Raw genomic sequence first — 16,067 nt, forward strand, 5'->3', positions numbered from 1 at the left:
ATAACCCTGAAACGTCAACACGCCCTAGTAAAGCTTGCCAGTGTTAGCTTGGCTAAGTGTAGTCATTTTGTTGCATTTATTGAGGCGCCTAAGATGAAAACCCCATTGATTATGTTAGTCTTGTCGACATTATTATTGACCTCTGGCTGTGCTGAGTTAGCCTGTTCCGCTCGGACGGATGTCGACCCCTATGAGCCAATGCTAGATAAGCAGCGCTGCGTGGCGGAGGCGGATAAGCAGTTAGCGGCCTATGAAAAGGCCAAAAAGGCTGAAGAGGAACAACAGCTTAAAGAAGCTGTGGATCGGGCGATCAAACAACGTCAATAGAAAAGGATTGATATGAAGGGAGCGGGTGGAACACAGGGCGGTATTGGCCAGTTTTTTATCGGGCTGGGTATGATGTGTGCGGGATTTTATCTATTATTCAATGCGATACAGCTAAGTTCCAGCTTTGGGCTAGGTTACGGCCTCTACCGCATGAATGCCTTTGGACAGGGATTTTCGATCACTACAGGCATGGTAATGCTGCCGTTTATCATCGGGATAGTGATGGTGTTTTTTGATGGCAAGACTAAGCTAGGTTGGCTACTCACCTTAGGCGCGTTAGTCGCCTTAATTGCCGGCGTCATTAGCTCGATTCAGTTTCACTTTAAAGCCATGTCGGCCTTCGATTTGATCGTGATTTTAGTGTTGGCCTTCGGTGGACTAGGCTTGTTTTTGCGTTCGTTAAAAGAGGCGCCCACTGAGCAGAATGATCCCAAATAACGGCTAAACTGAAATGTCTATTGCATACCCATAGCCGAGGAAATCCAATGCGTTGGCGTGACAGTGACCGCAGCTCCAATATCGAAGACAGACGGGACCAACAGATGGCCTCGGCGGGGGTGCCCAGTGCGCTCTTGCTTAGGTTATTGCCTTTTCTGCTGCAAACTAAAATCGGCCGAGTGATATTGCTACTAGGCGGGCTATATTTTGCGTTTCAATACTTTACTGGCGGATTATCCCTCGAGCCGAGTAATCAAGCGGGGTTTAGTCAGTCACAGTCGGCCAGCAATACCGCTGCTCAAGATGAAAATGCCCAGTTTGTGGCGGCGATTCTTGGCACGACGGAGACCGTTTGGAATCAATTACTGCAAGGGCAATACGTCGAACCTAAGCTAGTGCTTTATCGCAATATGACCTCAACCGGATGCGGTATGGGGCAGGCGCAATCGGGGCCTTTCTATTGCCCCGCTGACGGCAAAGTGTATATCGACTTGAGTTTTCTCGAAGAGCTGAAAAAGCTTGGGGCGTCGGGGGATTTCGCCTTCGCATATGTTATCGCCCACGAGGTGGGTCACCATGTGCAGAACTTACTCGGCACCAGCACTAAAGTGCGTCAGGCGCAGCAAGCCGCTGGCAAGGCGCAGGCCAATCAACTGAGTGTCGCCCTTGAATTGCAAGCCGATTGTTATGCTGGCGTGTGGGGTCATTATGTCGATAGACAGCTCAATTTGCTTGAGCCTGGCGATGTAGAAGAAGGCATTGCCGCCGCCAGTGCAGTGGGGGATGATCGCCTGCAAAAAATGGCGGGTCGCGCCGTGCAACCTGAAGCCTTTACCCATGGTAGTTCGGCGGACAGGGTGAAATGGTTTAATATCGGCTTTGCCTCCGGCAAACCTGCCAGCTGCAATACTTTTAATGGCAAATAGCGAGCTGGTAATCGCGCCAACGTAGGATGGGTAGATGGCATTTGAAGATAGGTTTCGGCTCAGTAGTCATGCAGTTATCACCAATGAGTTAGGGCAAGTGCTGCTGCTCAAAGCGAACTATGGCAATTTTGCTTGGGGTTTACCCGGTGGCGCCTTAGAACCAGGAGAGACCATTCACGAAGCGCTGCTGCGCGAATGCCAAGAGGAATTGGGGCTTGAGGTTAACATCCACTACCTAAGCGGCGTGTATTATCACAGTGCCTATCAATCCCAAGCCTTTATCTTTCGTTGTGAGTTTGCTGCTGCCGATGCGATGATTCGCTTGAGTCATGAGCACTCAGAGTTTGCCTTTCATGATATCGACACGCTTAGTGCGGTTCAGCAGCAAAGAATCAAAGATTGCCTTAATTTCAATGGTGTTGTCGTAAGTGCAAAGTTTTAAGGTTTTGCCAGTAAGATTGGGCAGTTGCTTGGTTTGATTGCTTTTGAAAGCAAACTCAAAGTCGTGGGGTTTCACCCCCTGATTTTTAATCAAGAGTCGACCAAGGAGGACTGCTCGTCCTATCCTCCTTGCCTATTGTTTTCACATTAGCTAAGACGCCCCTAACGGAGTTGAAAGCTCCTTGGGCATTAAGCGTTCTAATGCTATCGCGTCAGACGCTCGTCCTTGATTCGACTGACGCTATCTCGACATCTGATAGGCAGGATGCCTGAATGTCGTGAAGTGTATGGATGCACGTGAGCGACCATGCCTCGCTCACGCAAAGAACGCAAATGCCCTGCGGCAACTCCGAGGGGATGGTGTATTTCTTTGATTGTTGAGTTGTCTATTGGTCACTTAAAGCATTAAAGAGTGGTGGACGTCCTGTTTCTGCTTGTTGGAGGGCGCAGCCCAAACCCTGTTTGATTTCTTTAATAAAATCAAAGTCAAAGTCGTGGGGCTTCACCCCACACCCGACCAAGGAGGACTGCTCGTCCTATCCTCCTTGGATGCTCCAAGACGCCCCTTACGGAGTTGAAAGCCCCTTGTGCATTAAGCGTTCTAATGCTACCGCGTCAGACGCTCGTCCCTGATTCGACTGACGCTATCTCGGCATCCATGCCTCGATTACGCAAAGAACGCAAATGCCCTGCGGCAACTCCGAGGGGATGGCGTATTCCTGTGATTGTTGAGTTGTCTGTTGGTCACTTAAAGCATCAAAGAGTTGTGGATGTTCTGCCTCTTGTACTGTATGTAATCACAGTACTTAAAGCATTTACACTCTGTCACAGATATCAAAATATCTTTTGTTATCTGTTTGTAATTTGGTATTTCTCATGTAGAGTGGATAATAAGGTACAAGGTTTTTTGACAGAAGCGTGTCTAAATCGCTTGTATTTTATTCAGGGAAATGGATAATGTCGCGGCCTTAGAAGTTGGTCTGTTTACGCTACGTAACAGGCCTTTTGTGTCTAAGCTGCTATAATAAATACGGAGTAATTATTATGAAGGGGGGATCTGCTATGCTAATCGCCACCATCATGTCAGCCTTTGCTTCAACTCCTACTGTTGAAGCTAGCATGCTTGCATCAAAGCAACACACCGTTTGTAATCGCCATTGTGAGGACGTGACTAGCGCAACTTCTGTGCTGAGCTCCATAGAAAGTCGCAGGGAAGAGCTTGCGTGTATCCTTAAAAGTTTCAGAGAACATTATTACAATCTTTGTAATGATATTGAAACCGTTGACCACAGTCAGTATGAACAACTAAAAAATCTTGAACTATTCTCACGTGGAATGAGTGAGTTTATGAAGGGAGTTTTAGTGAATGAAGCTGATTCTATCAAAGAAGAACATGGTGATGAAGTGTATGAATCATTCAGACATTTAGTTGCCATACATGGTCAGGTGCGTAAAAACATCAGTAATATTGTTGCCTTTTATAAAGATAAAATGGGTGAAGTAGAAACTATTAATAATTCTGCTTTTGAACCAACTGAAAAGTTTATTACTGCCGCTTATCAAGTTAGCGAAAACTTGTACCCAACACATTAACACTATTCATAGGGACGTGTAGTGGCAGCAACAGTAACATTTGAAGACAATTTAGAAAACCAGCTTGCAGCCAAGGGGTTCAAGCTGACTCAACTAAAGGAAGATCTAGAGCTTTACTTTAATTCAGAAAAGACTAAACGCGTTGCTTATCTTGGAAAAGATGCACCATACCGTGATCCTAGTCATGTTCAAGATTCTGAAATACACCATATTCATATATTTGTTAAGGGTATTTCTTGTCCAGACACTTGGAATGCAGCAAAGACAAGTAATTCTTATATTGTTTATACATTCGGTTATTTTGATGAAGATGCAATACGTGTAATAGATTTCCTTAGTGAAAAAGCACATGAACGAAGTCGTGCAAATAATTATAGTCTGATTATCAAATATAAAGTTGTCGCTGATAACTTCAGAACAAAATTTTAAATCCGCACTTTGCGGGTTTTGTTTATATAATCCTGCCAATTAAAAATTGTTCCATCATGAATATAAGCCGCTCAAAATAACGAGCCATCCATCATTAAATTTACACGGTGCATGCTTGTAAGAAAGGGTTCGGATGACTGTAGGGGATTGCAAGATTAAGCGCTGTCATGGAAGTGACCGTTGACGGCATGGATGCCGTCGTCGAGCACACAGGGATGTGCTTGCTGCGAGTCACTGGAATGACAGTGCTTAATCAATGTAGTCATTACGACATAAGCGCAAACCAAGGTACGGCAACTTGTCATTCACCTTATGGCTATAGTCTCGAGCCTCTTGTCTTGTGGATCAGGCGCGCAGGTGGGATTTCTTCTGTTATAATGCTCCCTCGATTTTTTGGAGGCGAGAATGGACGTATCTTCTTTACTAGACGGCCTGAATGATAAACAGCGCGAGGCTGTCGCGGCACCGCAATCTAGCATGTTAGTGCTTGCGGGGGCGGGCAGTGGTAAAACGCGGGTGTTAACTCACCGTATCGCGTGGTTAATGCAGGTTGAACAGCAGAGTCCTTACTCGATTTTAGCCGTGACGTTTACCAATAAAGCCGCGGCTGAGATGCGCGAGCGGGTTGAAAAAGTCGCTGGCACCAATATGGGGCGGATGTGGATTGGCACCTTCCACGGGCTGGCGCATCGTTTATTACGCACTCACTTCCAAGATGCGGGACTACCGCAAAGCTTCCAAATTCTTGATTCGGACGATCAGCTGCGTTTGCTGAAACGCATCCTTAAAAGTTTGAATCTGGATGAAAAACAATATCCTCCTCGTCAGGCGCAGGGTTATATCAATGGTAAAAAAGACCAAGGATTACGGCCTAAGCATATCGATGCGGGTGGTTTTCCGATTGAGCAAAACCTGCTGAAGATTTATCAGGTTTATCAAGAGTCTTGCGATCGCGCTGGCCTTGTCGATTTTGCCGAAATCCTATTACGTGCCCACGAGCTTTGGCTCAATAAGCCGCATTTGCTGGCGCATTATCAAGAACGTTTTAAGCATATTCTGGTGGACGAGTTCCAAGATACCAACGCCATTCAATACGCTTGGATCCGCATGCTAGCCGGCCAAACCGCCAATGTGATGATCGTCGGTGACGACGACCAATCCATTTACGGTTGGCGCGGCGCTCAGGTTGAAAACCTGCACCGCTTCCTGAAGGATTTCCCGACGGCGACCACGATTCGCCTCGAACAAAATTATCGCTCCAAGGGCAATATTTTGAAGGCGTCAAATGCCCTTATTGCCAATAACCCCGAGCGTTTAGGTAAAGAGCTGTGGACCGACGAAGCCGATGGTGAGCCGATTTCCCTCTACTGCGCCTTTAACGAAATGGACGAAGCGCGCTTTATTGTCGGCCGGATCAATGATTGGTACGAAAAAGGCGGCAATTTAAGTGACTGCGCGATTTTATATCGCTCGAATGCCCAGTCGCGCGTGCTCGAAGAAGCCTTATTACACAAAGGCTTAGCCTATCGGATTTACGGTGGTTTGCGCTTTTTCGAACGCCAAGAGATTAAAGACGCGATGGGTTATATGCGTCTAATCAGCAATAAAAATGACGATGCCGCCTTCGAGCGCGTGGTTAATACACCGCCCCGAGGCATTGGCGATCGCACTCTAGATATTTTACGCACTACCGCGCGCCAGCAAGAGCTCACGTTATGGCAAGCGTGTTTACGGCTGCTGGATGAAAAAGTGCTCGCGGGCCGAGCCGCCTCAGCGGTGCGTGGCTTTATGGATCTTATCGTCACCCTGCAGGAAGACACTCAAGATATGGCGCTGTACCGGATGGCGGACACAGTGATCCAAGCTTCTGGCCTTAAAGCTATGTACGAAGCAGAAAAGGGCGAAAAGGCCCACGCTCGTATCGAAAACTTAGAGGAACTCGTCACCGCCGCGCGCACCTTCGAAATGCCTGAAGAGCTTGAGGATATGGGCGAGCTGAATGCCTTTTTATCCCATGCGGCCTTAGAGGCGGGCGAAGGTCAGGCCGATGCCTTTACCGATGCAGTGCAACTGATGACTCTGCACTCGGCCAAGGGGCTGGAGTTTACTATGGTATTTATGGCGGGTGTCGAGGAGGGGATTTTCCCGAGTAAGATGGCGCTCGAAGAGGGCGACAGACTCGATGAGGAACGCCGCCTCTGTTACGTGGGCATGACCCGCGCGATGGAAAAACTCTATATCACCTATGCCGAATCTCGGCGGATTTATGGCCGTGAAGATTATGCTCGGCCATCGCGTTTTATTAAGGAAATCCCGCCGCAATATGTGGACGAGATCCGCTTAAAGGCGCAGGTGTCGACACCGATGGCCAATAATCGTTTTAGTACCCAAAAATCGGCGGTTGCCAACGATACCGGCTTTAGCGTCGGCCAAAGAGTGCATCATCCTAAATTTGGCGATGGCAAAGTGACTAACTTTGAAGGCAGTGGCGCACAGGCGCGGGTACAGGTGAATTTTAGCGATTTTGGCAGCAAATGGTTGGTGGTCGCTTACGCCCGCTTAGAGGCGCGTTGATTAGCGCCAATGCCATGATTTTGTGGCCGCTTTTATCGGTATAAGTTCGCTTCAACGCTCGCTAGGGTATATGATGTTTGCCCTAGCAACCGAGATAAAAACGAGATAAAGAATTAGGTGGGAGTAGCTAGTTAATGAATTTAAAGCACAAGTGGGATGTGTATTCCCGTTTGACTCGACTCGACCGTCCTATTGGCACTTTGTTATTACTCTGGCCCTGTTTAATGGCGCTGGTGCTAGCAGCCGGAGGGATGCCAGATCTTAAAGTACTCATTATCTTTATTATTGGTGTGGTGATAATGCGTGCCTGTGGCTGCATTATTAACGACTATGCCGACCGCGATCTCGACTCCCATGTTGAACGTACCAAATCCCGCCCCCTTGCTAGTGGTGAAATCAGCACCAAAGAAGCCCTGCTCCTGTTTGTCATTTTAGGTTTAGCAGCCTTCGGATTGGTCTTATTACTCAATGGTTTAGTGGTTAAGCTATCTGTCGTCGGCATTATCCTCACCATTATCTACCCCTTTACGAAGCGCGTGACTAATATGCCGCAGATGTTTTTGGGCGTGGTGTGGAGCTGGTCGATACCTATGGCCTATGCGGCGCAAACCGGCGAAGTACCGATTGAAGCCTGGTGGTTATTTGCCGCCAATTGGTTCTGGACAGTAGCCTACGATACCATGTACGCCATGGTCGACAGGGATGATGATTTAAAGATAGGTATTAAATCGACCGCGATTCTTTTTGGCAAATACGATCGTCAAATCATTGGATTATTTCAAATTGCCGCGCTTTTTTGCTTTGTCGCAGCGGGCTGGAGCGCCGACCGAGGTTTAGTTTATGGTTTGGGATTACTCACCTTCGTTGGCTTTAGCACTTACCAGCAAATGCTTATTTTTGGCCGCGAAAGAGCCCCTTGCTTTAAAGCCTTCCTCAATAATAATTGGGCGGGTTTAGTATTGTTTGTCAGCTTAGGTGCCGATTACCTGTTTTAATAGCATTAACCAATAATGTGATTGCTCCAATAAGAAGCCCGCACATTGACGGGCTATTTTACACTTACGCTTTTTAGCGACTTAAAAGCGTGTGCTTATTGCTTTGGCGCTTCGCTTATTTCGCTAGAATTGGTTGCTGCATCTGGCTCAGACGCTGGCTTGTCTATCAGCGGAACCTGTGAGCAATCGTAGGCATTACCCATTAACGTGACTGAACTTAAAAATCCAAAATTTTCATATAGATAAACAGTGTCTGCATTCAGTTTATGCGCTTTGATGCGCATTTCATTCAATGTGCCCCACACCATATCTTGGTCGCTGTGGAGCCAATAGTCATAAAAATGCCCTTCCGAGCCAAAAATTGTTCCCTTATGGACACAGTTATTTAGCGCTGCAGGATTATTCCAAATGACTTTAACATGGCTAGATTCAGCCGTTGGAAAGGTAATACAGCCGCTTAGCCCTAATGTCATTAAGGTGAGTAGCGTAAATAAACGCAAATGTTTCAATTTAAGCTCCTAATGGATATTTAATTTTTAAGGTAATAGGTTATTTAACCTGAACTCGGGGTAATGAGTGTCGAATAATCTAAATTTGACAAACTAAATCAATGCTATAAATAATTATTTTGAAACGAAAAATCTATTTTCTGACTGAATGCGCAGATTTTTGCGCATATCAAGGCGCTCTGTCGTACGCCATAGCGAGCTATGGTTAGACAGAGCAACGCAGAGAGGCCCGAAAAGATGCTTATTCAGCGGCTCTGCTTATTACGAGCTCAGGTTATTTACGTCCTAATACTTTAATCCCTGCTTTGCTGCGATCTGAGTTGCCATACACTTCAATTTTTTTCACACAGCGGCGTGCACCTAATGATTTCCACTCTGAGTGTTCATCTTTCTCAATATCGGTATCAAATTTGATTGTGCGGGTTTTATCATCACCATAGGTCACGACGACGCGATCGATACTCACATCTCTTTCGGCCTTGATTTTGATGTATTTTGCCTGTCGGCAAATAACTAACGGAATGGTTGCAGGATGATCGCCAATGCCGAGTAATATGGTGCGACCAAGGGTGATCTCATCTTCCTTATCATCATTTTTTGCATAGGCAACGGATGTCGTAAACATCAAGAGTACAGTGATGATAAATCGATTTATATTTGCAGCAGAAAGTAAACTTGATTTTAATAACATAGAGCCTCCAAAAAAAGGGGCGAATCATAAAGTATTTAAATTAACCAAAATAGTTTTTTAATGAGTTACTGCGGCGGATGTCACGGGAATTTTTTAAAATAACGAATATATGTTTTTATATTTGATACAAATGTAATTTTGATTGTGGCGTTATTATTTTTCTTTTTAATTAGACTGAAATATCCCTTAATTAATGACATTTTATCATCTGGCTAAATTTGCTGATTTTTAACATTACTAAAAGTGATAAGCTGCATGCACTTTATCTGGTAGATTGTGCTTAATGCGCGCTCTGTTCGGTGGTATGTCGTTATTGAGAAGCAGACAACTGCAAAGTTGAGTAACAGCTGCGGAGCGAGTAACGCCAGGATTAAGTTCAAAGGAGGTGAAGTATGCCGTGTCGACTCACGCGATTATTTGGGATTGAATTTCCGATTATTCAGGCACCTATGGCCGGAGTGCAGGGGAGTGCGCTCGCGATTGCCGTCTCTGAGGCGGGTGGTTTAGGTTCATTACCCTGTGCCATGTTATCCCTTGAGGCGCTCGAGGCTGAATTAACTGCAATACGCTCGCAAACCGCTAAACCTATCAATGTGAACTTTTTCTGCCATCGCGAGCCTGTAGCGCAGGCAGCTAAACAAGCCGCTTGGCTTGAACAGTTAGCGCCCTATTTTGCGGAATTTAATCTCGACCCAAACGCGCAGCCTGCTGGCGCGCAGCGCACACCCTACAGCAAGGCGCAGGCTGAGGTGTTAGCCAAGTTTAAGCCCGAGGTGGTGAGTTTCCATTTTGGTTTGCCCGATGAAGAGTTGCTGCTGGAAATTAAATCTTGGGGCTCAAAAGTTATCTCCACGGCGACCACAGTCGAAGAAGCGCTCTGGCTCGAAGCCCGTGGCGCGGATGCGATTATTGCCCAAGGTTTAGAGGCTGGAGGCCACAGAGGGCACTTTTTATCCGAGGATTTAACCGAGCAGCTCGGCACTTTTAGTCTATTACCACAGATTATTGCGGCGGTGGAGATTCCCGTGATAGCCGCAGGCGGCATAGTCGATGCCACCACGGTTCGGGCGGCAATGACAATGGGCGCTTCGGCCGTGCAAGTGGGGACGGCTTATTTGCTCTGTCCAGAATGTAATACCAGTGCAATCCATCGTGAGGCGTTGCAAAGTGACGCTGCGCAACATACGGCACTGACTAATTTATTTTCCGGTAGACCTGCGCGTGGCATAGTGAACCGTTTTATGGCAGAAATGGGACCGATGAATGAGGCTGTGCCTGATTTCCCCTTGGCATCCTCGGCGGTTGCAGGCTTAAGGACAGCGGCGGAGCGACTAGGATTTTGGGATTTTAGTCCGCTATGGTGCGGGCAGAATGCCAGTGGGTGCCGAGCGATCCCTGCCGCAGATTTGACTAGAAGCTTTGTGCTAAGCTTGCCCTCATCTTGCGTTGAGCCGCAAGAAAAGTCTGGCTAACAGGATGATTTATTGGCTTATCTAAGTTAGTCTGCACAGGGAAAATAGGCGCTATTTTTATGTAGGTTGTAAAGTCTTTTTAGTCGAGGAGCAGTTTGACTATGGCACAAATTATCAGCAATGCTGCGGTTGGTCGTACCCTATTGATTTTATTGCTGTGTGCTGGTGTTTTCTTCTTTATTGATTTCTTAGTTCCTGCCTTGGCTGCGCTAATCATATGTTTCTCCAGTTGGCCGCTGTATAAAAAATTATTGGTTAAATGCGGTGGTCGTTCGGCTGTCGCGGCCAGTATTGCGTTAGTGTTAATTGTCCTCGGGCTGATTACGCCGCTAATTTTTGTTTTTTCCTATGCTTTACAAGAGATAAGAATATGGGCCGAATGGTTAGTGTATGCTAACCAACATGGTGCACCCGTCCCCCTTTGGATTAAGGATTTACCTTGGGTGGGCGAGTGGTTAACCCTGCAATGGCAGCAGTTTATTGGCGAACCCCATGAATTAGGCCAGATTGTGAGTGCGATCAGCGGCCAAAATTTGACCGGCATTTCCCGCTGGGTGCTGCAATTGGGCTGGAATACCCTTGGATTGCTGCTGACTCTACTGTTTATGCTGATTACCTTGTTTTTCTTATATAAAGATGGTGAATCTGTTGCTAAGCAGGTTGATGTTGTGGGAGAACGGATTTTGCCCGCTCGCTGGTATCGATTTTCCCGTGTGGTGCCTGCGACGGTGAGTTCAACCGTTATCGGCATGACGCTTATCGCTATTGGCGAAGGCATAGTACTGGGGATTGCCTACTGGATTGCCGGCGTACCTTCGGCGGTGGCTTTTGGGGTCTTAACGGCCTTTATGGCGTTGATACCCGGCGGGGCGCCAACCATGTTTACCCTGATCTCCCTCTATTTGGTGGGTACCGGCGATATGACCGCTGGGGTGGGGTTATTTCTCTGGGGCAGTATTGAGCTGTTTATTGTTGATAAAACCCTGAGGCCTAATCTGGTCGGTGGGCCTATCAAGTTACCTTTCTTACCGACGTTTTTCGGGTTAATTGGCGGGGTTAAAACCATGGGCTTTGTGGGTCTGTTTGTGGGCCCGGTGTTAATGGCGTTGTTAGTCGCTATCTGGCGCGAGTGGCTAAGGGATGATCCTGATACCTTCGTAATGCCTGAATCCCTTGCCCCTGAAACCCTTGAAGCAGATAAGGTGCAGCGCCGCTTAGATTAACCGTGTTTACAAAAGATTAAGCGATGCTAAGTGTCTGTTTGCGTTCCTCGGTGTAAAACCACCAAGGTTTAGGATCGTCGCCAGCCATAAAGCGGGTTATAGAGATAAACACATCAAGCATGCAGGGGTCGTGTTTCTGCCCGTTTTGTCACACAGTGTTTTATACATGTCATAGGGATTCTTCCCAAGCAATTGCACTGGCGTCTCTATGCCGAGCAGACGCAGATCTGCAGCGCAGGCTTTACCAATATTGGGTAAATCTGTTAATTGCTTAACCTCTGAGCGAACCACTTTTGCTGGATTCATTTGGTTCTCCTGATGATAAAAGCATTGGCCGCCAGTGCAAGTGAAGACTAACTAAACGTTAGGCTTTTACTAACTTAGTTAAATCCGCAGGGCGGTAATATACCGACTTTAACACTTTACCTTGACGTACCACTTTGCCCGCCATTTCCACATCTTTAGCGCATTTGGCGATGATAAATTCGCCTTTTTTGCTGCCGACGATCTCAACGCCTTGCTTGGCATAAAAGGCAATCGTTTCAGCCAGTTCTTGCTCGTTACGGCACACTTTGCTCATATTGCTGGAATGGACTTCGTCCCAGCAGGCGATAAAGTCAATTTCACGGTTTTTGGCAACGCACAGCAGCAGATCGATAAGGTAGCTGATTTCCAATCTGTCACTCATTTGTTCAGCGCCTAAATGCACTAAACGACCCATCAACACGTAAACAGAATCCACAATGGCATCGGCCTGTTCGATACGGCTATCGGCTTCGGCAAGTTCAGTTAACTCTTCAATAATCAGAGAAGTATGTAAGGTGTCGGCTTTATCATCCAATGAGCTGGCATCGTTGACGGCGAGGTCGAAGGTGCTGCGAAACTCACTGATATCACGGTACAAGTGGTCATAAATAGGTTGAGTTAAACAGGTGAGTTTCATCGGGGAGCCTTAGATTTTATCAATGGGTTGTACGAATAGATTTGTGAAATCGATATCATGGATAACAGCGGCAATTCTAAAGAAAGGTGGCGCAGAATACAAAGCGTGCTGGCCTTGAAGTAAAAATACCCGCTGCCAAATCGGGGAGCAGCGGGTTTCGGCAAAGAGTAGGGTGATGGACCGAATGGAGATTTGATTTACAAGCTCAGTAAAGACGGCGCCATTTACCGCCGTGCTTTACGGGATTATTGAGCGTATTTGGCGATCAGTTTTTCCAGATAGGGGGTTACCTCTTTATCTGTCCAATCTAAATAGCCGCGAACAAAACCTACAAGGTTACCTTTTGCATCAAACACATAAGTTGCAGGAACTACGTTGGCAGGGATGATCTGCTCGATGTTTTTGTTAGGATCGAGCCAGGTACTGTAGTTGTTAAAGCCATGTTGATTAAGAAACGGTCGCACATCTTTTACTTCTTCATCAATTGAAATCGGGACGATGGCGATATTTTTATCGGCAAACTGCTGCTTTAGTTTTTGTAGCTCAGGAATTTCCCTTAAACAGGGAACACACCAGGTTGCCCAGAGATTCACTAGTGTTAGCTTACCTTGATGCTGCTTGAGGGTTTGTGCCTGTCCAGCTTCATCCATAAAAGGCACCTCGGGTATCCCGCGGGCATATTGCATCTCAATAAAACCCGTCATGACTCTTGGTTTAGGGATGGTTTCGCCTGTGTCATACAGTTTGTTTTGCAGTGAATGGGCTTGAACGGTGCAGCTCAGCAGTAGTGAAGTACAAAGGAGTGTGAGCTTGGCTGTGTAAGATTTCATGGGTTAATCCTTATATTCAAACTGATCGAGTCGCTTTGTCGGGTGACGCAGACTTACGTTTTATCAAGGTGAGACCTAGGCCTAAACCTGCGACTAATAACACCAGCGGGCCAAGCCAAAGCGCCATTGTTGATGGCTTAAATTCTGGTTGGTAACGGATTTTCTCGCCGTAGCGCTGCACCATAAAATCGAGCACCTCATCCCGTTTATAGCCTTGTTCTAGCAGCGAAAAGATTTGTCCTTTGAGCTCATGGGCGATAGGCGCCTGTGACTCAAATAAGGTCTGGTTGGTTGCCATTGGGCAACGCAGTTCTTTACTGATCGCTATTGCCTGTTGTTGATAGGATGCGCCCATATTGGGGCCTTCCTGTGCTGTGGCGAGGAAGGTTGCGCCTCCAAAGCAGAGAGCAAGCGACAACAACCAAAATAATAAACACAAATAGGGTGAGCGAAAGAGTGGATTCATTGGGTTACCGTCTCCCTTGCAGATGATGAGCTTGTACTGAGCTGTTCTGATTGTTCGACGCGGCGAGCTTGCCTTACGGGCCACGCGGCAATGGCGCCGCCGAGCATCATGAAAAGTGCCCCCAGCCAAATCCAAGTGGCCAGTGGTTTATAGCTAATACGGATCAGATATTCGCTGTCACTTAATTGCACGCCCATTGAGACATAAATATCCCGCCAAAAACCGTGGTCGATCCCCGCGTGGGACATTTCCATCGCGTTGCTTTTAAAAGTTTGTCGTTGCGGCCTTACATAACCGAGGATCTCTTCATCATTCGCGCCATCGCGGATACTGATATTGGCTTGGATTGCCGTAAAGCTATTGGTTTCGACATTCTCAGTGCTTTCATACACTAAGATATAACCCGCTAACGGCTTACCTTGGCCTGGGCCCATTCTGAGCAGTGCTTCTTCTTCAAAATTGGATACCGCTGAGGCACCAATAATGGTGATGGCAACCCCGAGGTGGGCGAGCATCATGCCGATAAAGCGTTGTTTTGAGGTGCGGGATTTTACGGGCGCGTTGGCTGTAATTTGGTTTGTACTGGCGCGTTTGCGAACACTAAGACTCACTAACAGCGTCAGTAATAAGCACACGATAAGCCATAAGGCTGCCGCCGTGCCAAGCAGTAAGAATAAGTTGCTGCCAGACGCCGCCTGTAGACTTACCCAAAAGGCGATAGCCAATACCCCAAAGCCGAACAGCAATATCGGCATAGCTTGAGCCTTAGAGGTATTTTGCCATTCGACGAGGGGGGCAATCCCCATCAGTAGTACGACTAAAAAGGTCAATGGTACAAATATGGCGTTGAAGTACGGCGCCCCGACTGAAAGTGTACCTAGGTTGAGGAGTTCATAAATCAGCGGGTAAAAAGTGCCAAGCAACACTGAAAAGGCGGCAACCACTAAAATCACTATCCCGAGCAGTAATAGCGTTTCCTTACTGTACAGACCAAAGTCGATTTCACGCCTTAATAGATTGGCCTTGAGCGCAAAAATTAATAATGCAGCGCCAACAAAAATCACCAGCAAACTGAGAATAGACATACCGCGGGTTGGATCTGCGGCAAAGGCATGCACCGATTGCACTATGCCTGAACGCACTAAAAAGCTGCCTAACAGACTGAGGGAGAAGGCCAATAAACATAAAAACAGGGTGGTGAGGGTAAATCCCTGGGTTTTTCGGGTGAGTACTAAGGAATGCACCAGCGCTGTTGCAACCAACCAAGGAATAAAAGAGGCGTTTTCAACGGGGTCCCAAAACCACCAACCACCCCAACCCAGTTCGTTGTAGGCCCACCAAGAGCCAAAGGCATTACCACCTGTGAGGAAAATCCACGCCAGTAGCACCCAAGGACGTAAATAATCGAGGTGGCGAGCAGGTAACTTGCCCCCAATCAGTGATGCCAGCGCTGCGGCAAAGCAAACCGTTAGCCCGACATAACCCAAAAACAGCATAGGTGGATGCAGTATTAAGCCAATGTCCTGCAATATGGGGTTAAGGTCGCGCCCTTCGACTGGAATGTTCGGTAGCAAGCGAGCAAAGGGATTGGAAGTAAAGAGTAAAAACAAATTAAAACCGAGGATCACTAAGGCCAAAATAGCGAGTACCCGACCAAAGTAAGCCTTATCTGCTTGTAAGTTTTCCAGATCGAGTTTGGCGCTATGGGTTGCTTGGCGCCAATTGATCACTGCACCCCATAGGGCAATGGCAAATACCCAAAACAGCATTGAGCCTTCATGGCTGCCCCACACCGCAGCGACTTTATAACCGAGGGCGAGTTGGCTGTTGGAATGATTGGCAACATAGGCGACTGAAAAGTCATCGGCAATAAAGCTAAAAACTAAGCTACATAACGCGGTTAATAAGGTGAAAAATAACGCGTAAAATAATCTATTGCCAAATGCAATTAAATAAAGGTTGCGCTGGTAACTACCGATTAAATGACTGGCCGCCGACAATAATGCAAACACAGTACTCATGATCAGCAATATGTGCCCGATTTCTGGAATCATATTTATCATTGATATTTCCTGCATAGCATTAGTTAACGATTTACATTAATACTGAGATTAATGATGGATTAATTTTTTCGCTGTTAATCTGTGCTGACTTATTTATCGTCGCGTTGGACAAACGGGATGTTGGTAGTTAGCTACTCAACGATTAGC

General features: G+C 46.9%; 16 protein-coding genes and 1 pseudogene. 10 read left to right on the plus strand and 7 right to left on the minus strand.

The window, feature by feature from the left end:
- Positions 1-93: 93 nt before the first annotated feature.
- From SO_RS02200 to ubiA, 8 genes are all read left to right on the plus strand, one after another.
- Positions 94-327, plus strand: a complete 234-nt coding sequence (locus SO_RS02200) for a hypothetical protein (protein ID WP_011070813.1) — start codon at positions 94-96, stop codon at positions 325-327.
- Positions 328-339: 12 nt separating this feature from the next.
- Positions 340-765 (plus strand): hypothetical protein, encoded by a 426-nt coding sequence (locus SO_RS02205; protein ID WP_011070814.1) that lies wholly within the window; start codon positions 340-342, stop codon positions 763-765.
- Positions 766-812: 47 nt separating this feature from the next.
- Complete coding sequence (gene ypfJ, locus SO_RS02210) at positions 813-1,691, plus strand: KPN_02809 family neutral zinc metallopeptidase (protein WP_011070815.1); 879 nt, start codon at positions 813-815, stop codon at positions 1,689-1,691.
- Between the two features lie 34 nt (positions 1,692-1,725).
- Entirely contained in the window at positions 1,726-2,133 is a 408-nt protein-coding gene (locus SO_RS02215; RefSeq protein ID WP_011070816.1) for an NUDIX hydrolase, read from the plus strand.
- Between the two features lie 1,043 nt (positions 2,134-3,176).
- Positions 3,177-3,725, plus strand: coding sequence for a toxin-antitoxin system antidote (locus tag SO_RS02225; RefSeq protein WP_011070817.1), 549 nt, complete (start codon positions 3,177-3,179; stop codon positions 3,723-3,725).
- A 21-nt stretch (positions 3,726-3,746) separates the two neighbouring features.
- Complete coding sequence (locus tag SO_RS02230) at positions 3,747-4,154, plus strand: type II toxin-antitoxin system YafO family toxin (RefSeq protein ID WP_011070818.1); 408 nt, start codon at positions 3,747-3,749, stop codon at positions 4,152-4,154.
- A 405-nt stretch (positions 4,155-4,559) separates the two neighbouring features.
- Positions 4,560-6,728: a DNA helicase II gene (gene uvrD, locus SO_RS02235; RefSeq protein ID WP_011070819.1), complete on the plus strand. Its 2,169-nt coding sequence runs from the start codon at positions 4,560-4,562 to the stop codon at positions 6,726-6,728.
- A 134-nt stretch (positions 6,729-6,862) separates the two neighbouring features.
- Positions 6,863-7,723 carry a 4-hydroxybenzoate octaprenyltransferase gene (ubiA, locus tag SO_RS02240; protein WP_011070820.1) on the plus strand — a complete coding sequence of 287 codons (861 nt, stop codon included), beginning with the start codon at positions 6,863-6,865 and terminating at the stop codon, positions 7,721-7,723.
- 95 nt (positions 7,724-7,818) lie between these two features.
- Here ubiA and SO_RS02245 read toward each other — a convergent pair whose 3' ends face one another.
- Both SO_RS02245 and SO_RS02250 read right to left on the minus strand, forming a co-directional pair.
- A complete protein-coding gene (locus tag SO_RS02245) occupies positions 7,819-8,232 on the minus strand; it encodes a DUF4156 domain-containing protein (RefSeq protein WP_011070821.1) in 414 nt (137 codons plus the stop codon).
- 274 nt (positions 8,233-8,506) lie between these two features.
- Positions 8,507-8,923: a DUF2541 family protein gene (locus tag SO_RS02250; RefSeq protein ID WP_011070822.1), complete on the minus strand. Its 417-nt coding sequence runs from the start codon at positions 8,921-8,923 to the stop codon at positions 8,507-8,509.
- A gap of 392 nt (positions 8,924-9,315) precedes the next feature.
- Between SO_RS02250 and SO_RS02255 the strand changes: the two genes are divergently transcribed.
- Both SO_RS02255 and SO_RS02260 read left to right on the plus strand, forming a co-directional pair.
- Positions 9,316-10,395, plus strand: coding sequence for an NAD(P)H-dependent flavin oxidoreductase (locus SO_RS02255; protein ID WP_011070823.1), 1,080 nt, complete (start codon positions 9,316-9,318; stop codon positions 10,393-10,395).
- 101 nt (positions 10,396-10,496) lie between these two features.
- Positions 10,497-11,618 carry an AI-2E family transporter gene (locus tag SO_RS02260; RefSeq protein WP_011070824.1) on the plus strand — a complete coding sequence of 374 codons (1,122 nt, stop codon included), beginning with the start codon at positions 10,497-10,499 and terminating at the stop codon, positions 11,616-11,618.
- A 16-nt stretch (positions 11,619-11,634) separates the two neighbouring features.
- On the opposite strand, the pseudogene SO_RS02265 reads toward SO_RS02260, so the two are convergent.
- From SO_RS02265 to nrfE, 5 genes and pseudogenes are all read right to left on the minus strand, one after another.
- Positions 11,635-11,843 (minus strand): annotated as a pseudogene (locus tag SO_RS02265) (helix-hairpin-helix domain-containing protein).
- Positions 11,844-11,982: 139 nt separating this feature from the next.
- Positions 11,983-12,561, minus strand: coding sequence for a nucleoside triphosphate pyrophosphohydrolase family protein (locus tag SO_RS02270; protein WP_011070825.1), 579 nt, complete (start codon positions 12,559-12,561; stop codon positions 11,983-11,985).
- A gap of 245 nt (positions 12,562-12,806) precedes the next feature.
- Entirely contained in the window at positions 12,807-13,391 is a 585-nt protein-coding gene (locus SO_RS02275) for a TlpA family protein disulfide reductase (protein ID WP_011070826.1), read from the minus strand.
- Positions 13,392-13,407: 16 nt separating this feature from the next.
- Entirely contained in the window at positions 13,408-13,857 is a 450-nt protein-coding gene (locus tag SO_RS02280; RefSeq protein WP_011070827.1) for a cytochrome c-type biogenesis protein, read from the minus strand.
- The gene (gene nrfE / locus SO_RS02285; RefSeq protein WP_011070828.1) at positions 13,854-15,920 is read right to left on the minus strand and encodes a heme lyase NrfEFG subunit NrfE; all 2,067 of its coding nucleotides are present in this window, start codon (positions 15,918-15,920) and stop codon (positions 13,854-13,856) included. The genes SO_RS02280 and nrfE overlap by 4 nt, the downstream gene beginning before the upstream one ends.
- Positions 15,921-16,067 lie beyond the last annotated feature (147 nt).

Source organism: Shewanella oneidensis MR-1 (genome assembly GCF_000146165.2).
GTDB lineage: Bacteria > Pseudomonadota > Gammaproteobacteria > Enterobacterales > Shewanellaceae > Shewanella > Shewanella oneidensis.

Excerpts from the sequence above, each read along its gene's own strand:
- nrfE (WP_011070828.1), bottom strand. The coding sequence starts at position 15,920 with ATGATAAATATGATTCCAGAAATCGGGCACATATTGCTGATCATGAGT.
- SO_RS02215 (WP_011070816.1), top strand. The coding sequence starts at position 1,726 with ATGGCATTTGAAGATAGGTTTCGGCTCAGTAGTCATGCAGTTATCACC.
- SO_RS02260 (WP_011070824.1), top strand. The coding sequence starts at position 10,497 with ATGGCACAAATTATCAGCAATGCTGCGGTTGGTCGTACCCTATTGATT.
- SO_RS02255 (WP_011070823.1), top strand. The coding sequence starts at position 9,316 with ATGCCGTGTCGACTCACGCGATTATTTGGGATTGAATTTCCGATTATT.
- ubiA (WP_011070820.1), top strand. The coding sequence starts at position 6,863 with ATGAATTTAAAGCACAAGTGGGATGTGTATTCCCGTTTGACTCGACTC.
- SO_RS02280 (WP_011070827.1), bottom strand. The coding sequence starts at position 13,857 with ATGAATCCACTCTTTCGCTCACCCTATTTGTGTTTATTATTTTGGTTG.
- ypfJ (WP_011070815.1), top strand. The coding sequence starts at position 813 with ATGCGTTGGCGTGACAGTGACCGCAGCTCCAATATCGAAGACAGACGG.
- SO_RS02275 (WP_011070826.1), bottom strand. The coding sequence starts at position 13,391 with ATGAAATCTTACACAGCCAAGCTCACACTCCTTTGTACTTCACTACTG.
- SO_RS02250 (WP_011070822.1), bottom strand. The coding sequence starts at position 8,923 with ATGTTATTAAAATCAAGTTTACTTTCTGCTGCAAATATAAATCGATTT.
- SO_RS02225 (WP_011070817.1), top strand. The coding sequence starts at position 3,177 with ATGAAGGGGGGATCTGCTATGCTAATCGCCACCATCATGTCAGCCTTT.
- SO_RS02200 (WP_011070813.1), top strand. The coding sequence starts at position 94 with ATGAAAACCCCATTGATTATGTTAGTCTTGTCGACATTATTATTGACC.
- SO_RS02205 (WP_011070814.1), top strand. The coding sequence starts at position 340 with ATGAAGGGAGCGGGTGGAACACAGGGCGGTATTGGCCAGTTTTTTATC.
- SO_RS02270 (WP_011070825.1), bottom strand. The coding sequence starts at position 12,561 with ATGAAACTCACCTGTTTAACTCAACCTATTTATGACCACTTGTACCGT.
- uvrD (WP_011070819.1), top strand. The coding sequence starts at position 4,560 with ATGGACGTATCTTCTTTACTAGACGGCCTGAATGATAAACAGCGCGAG.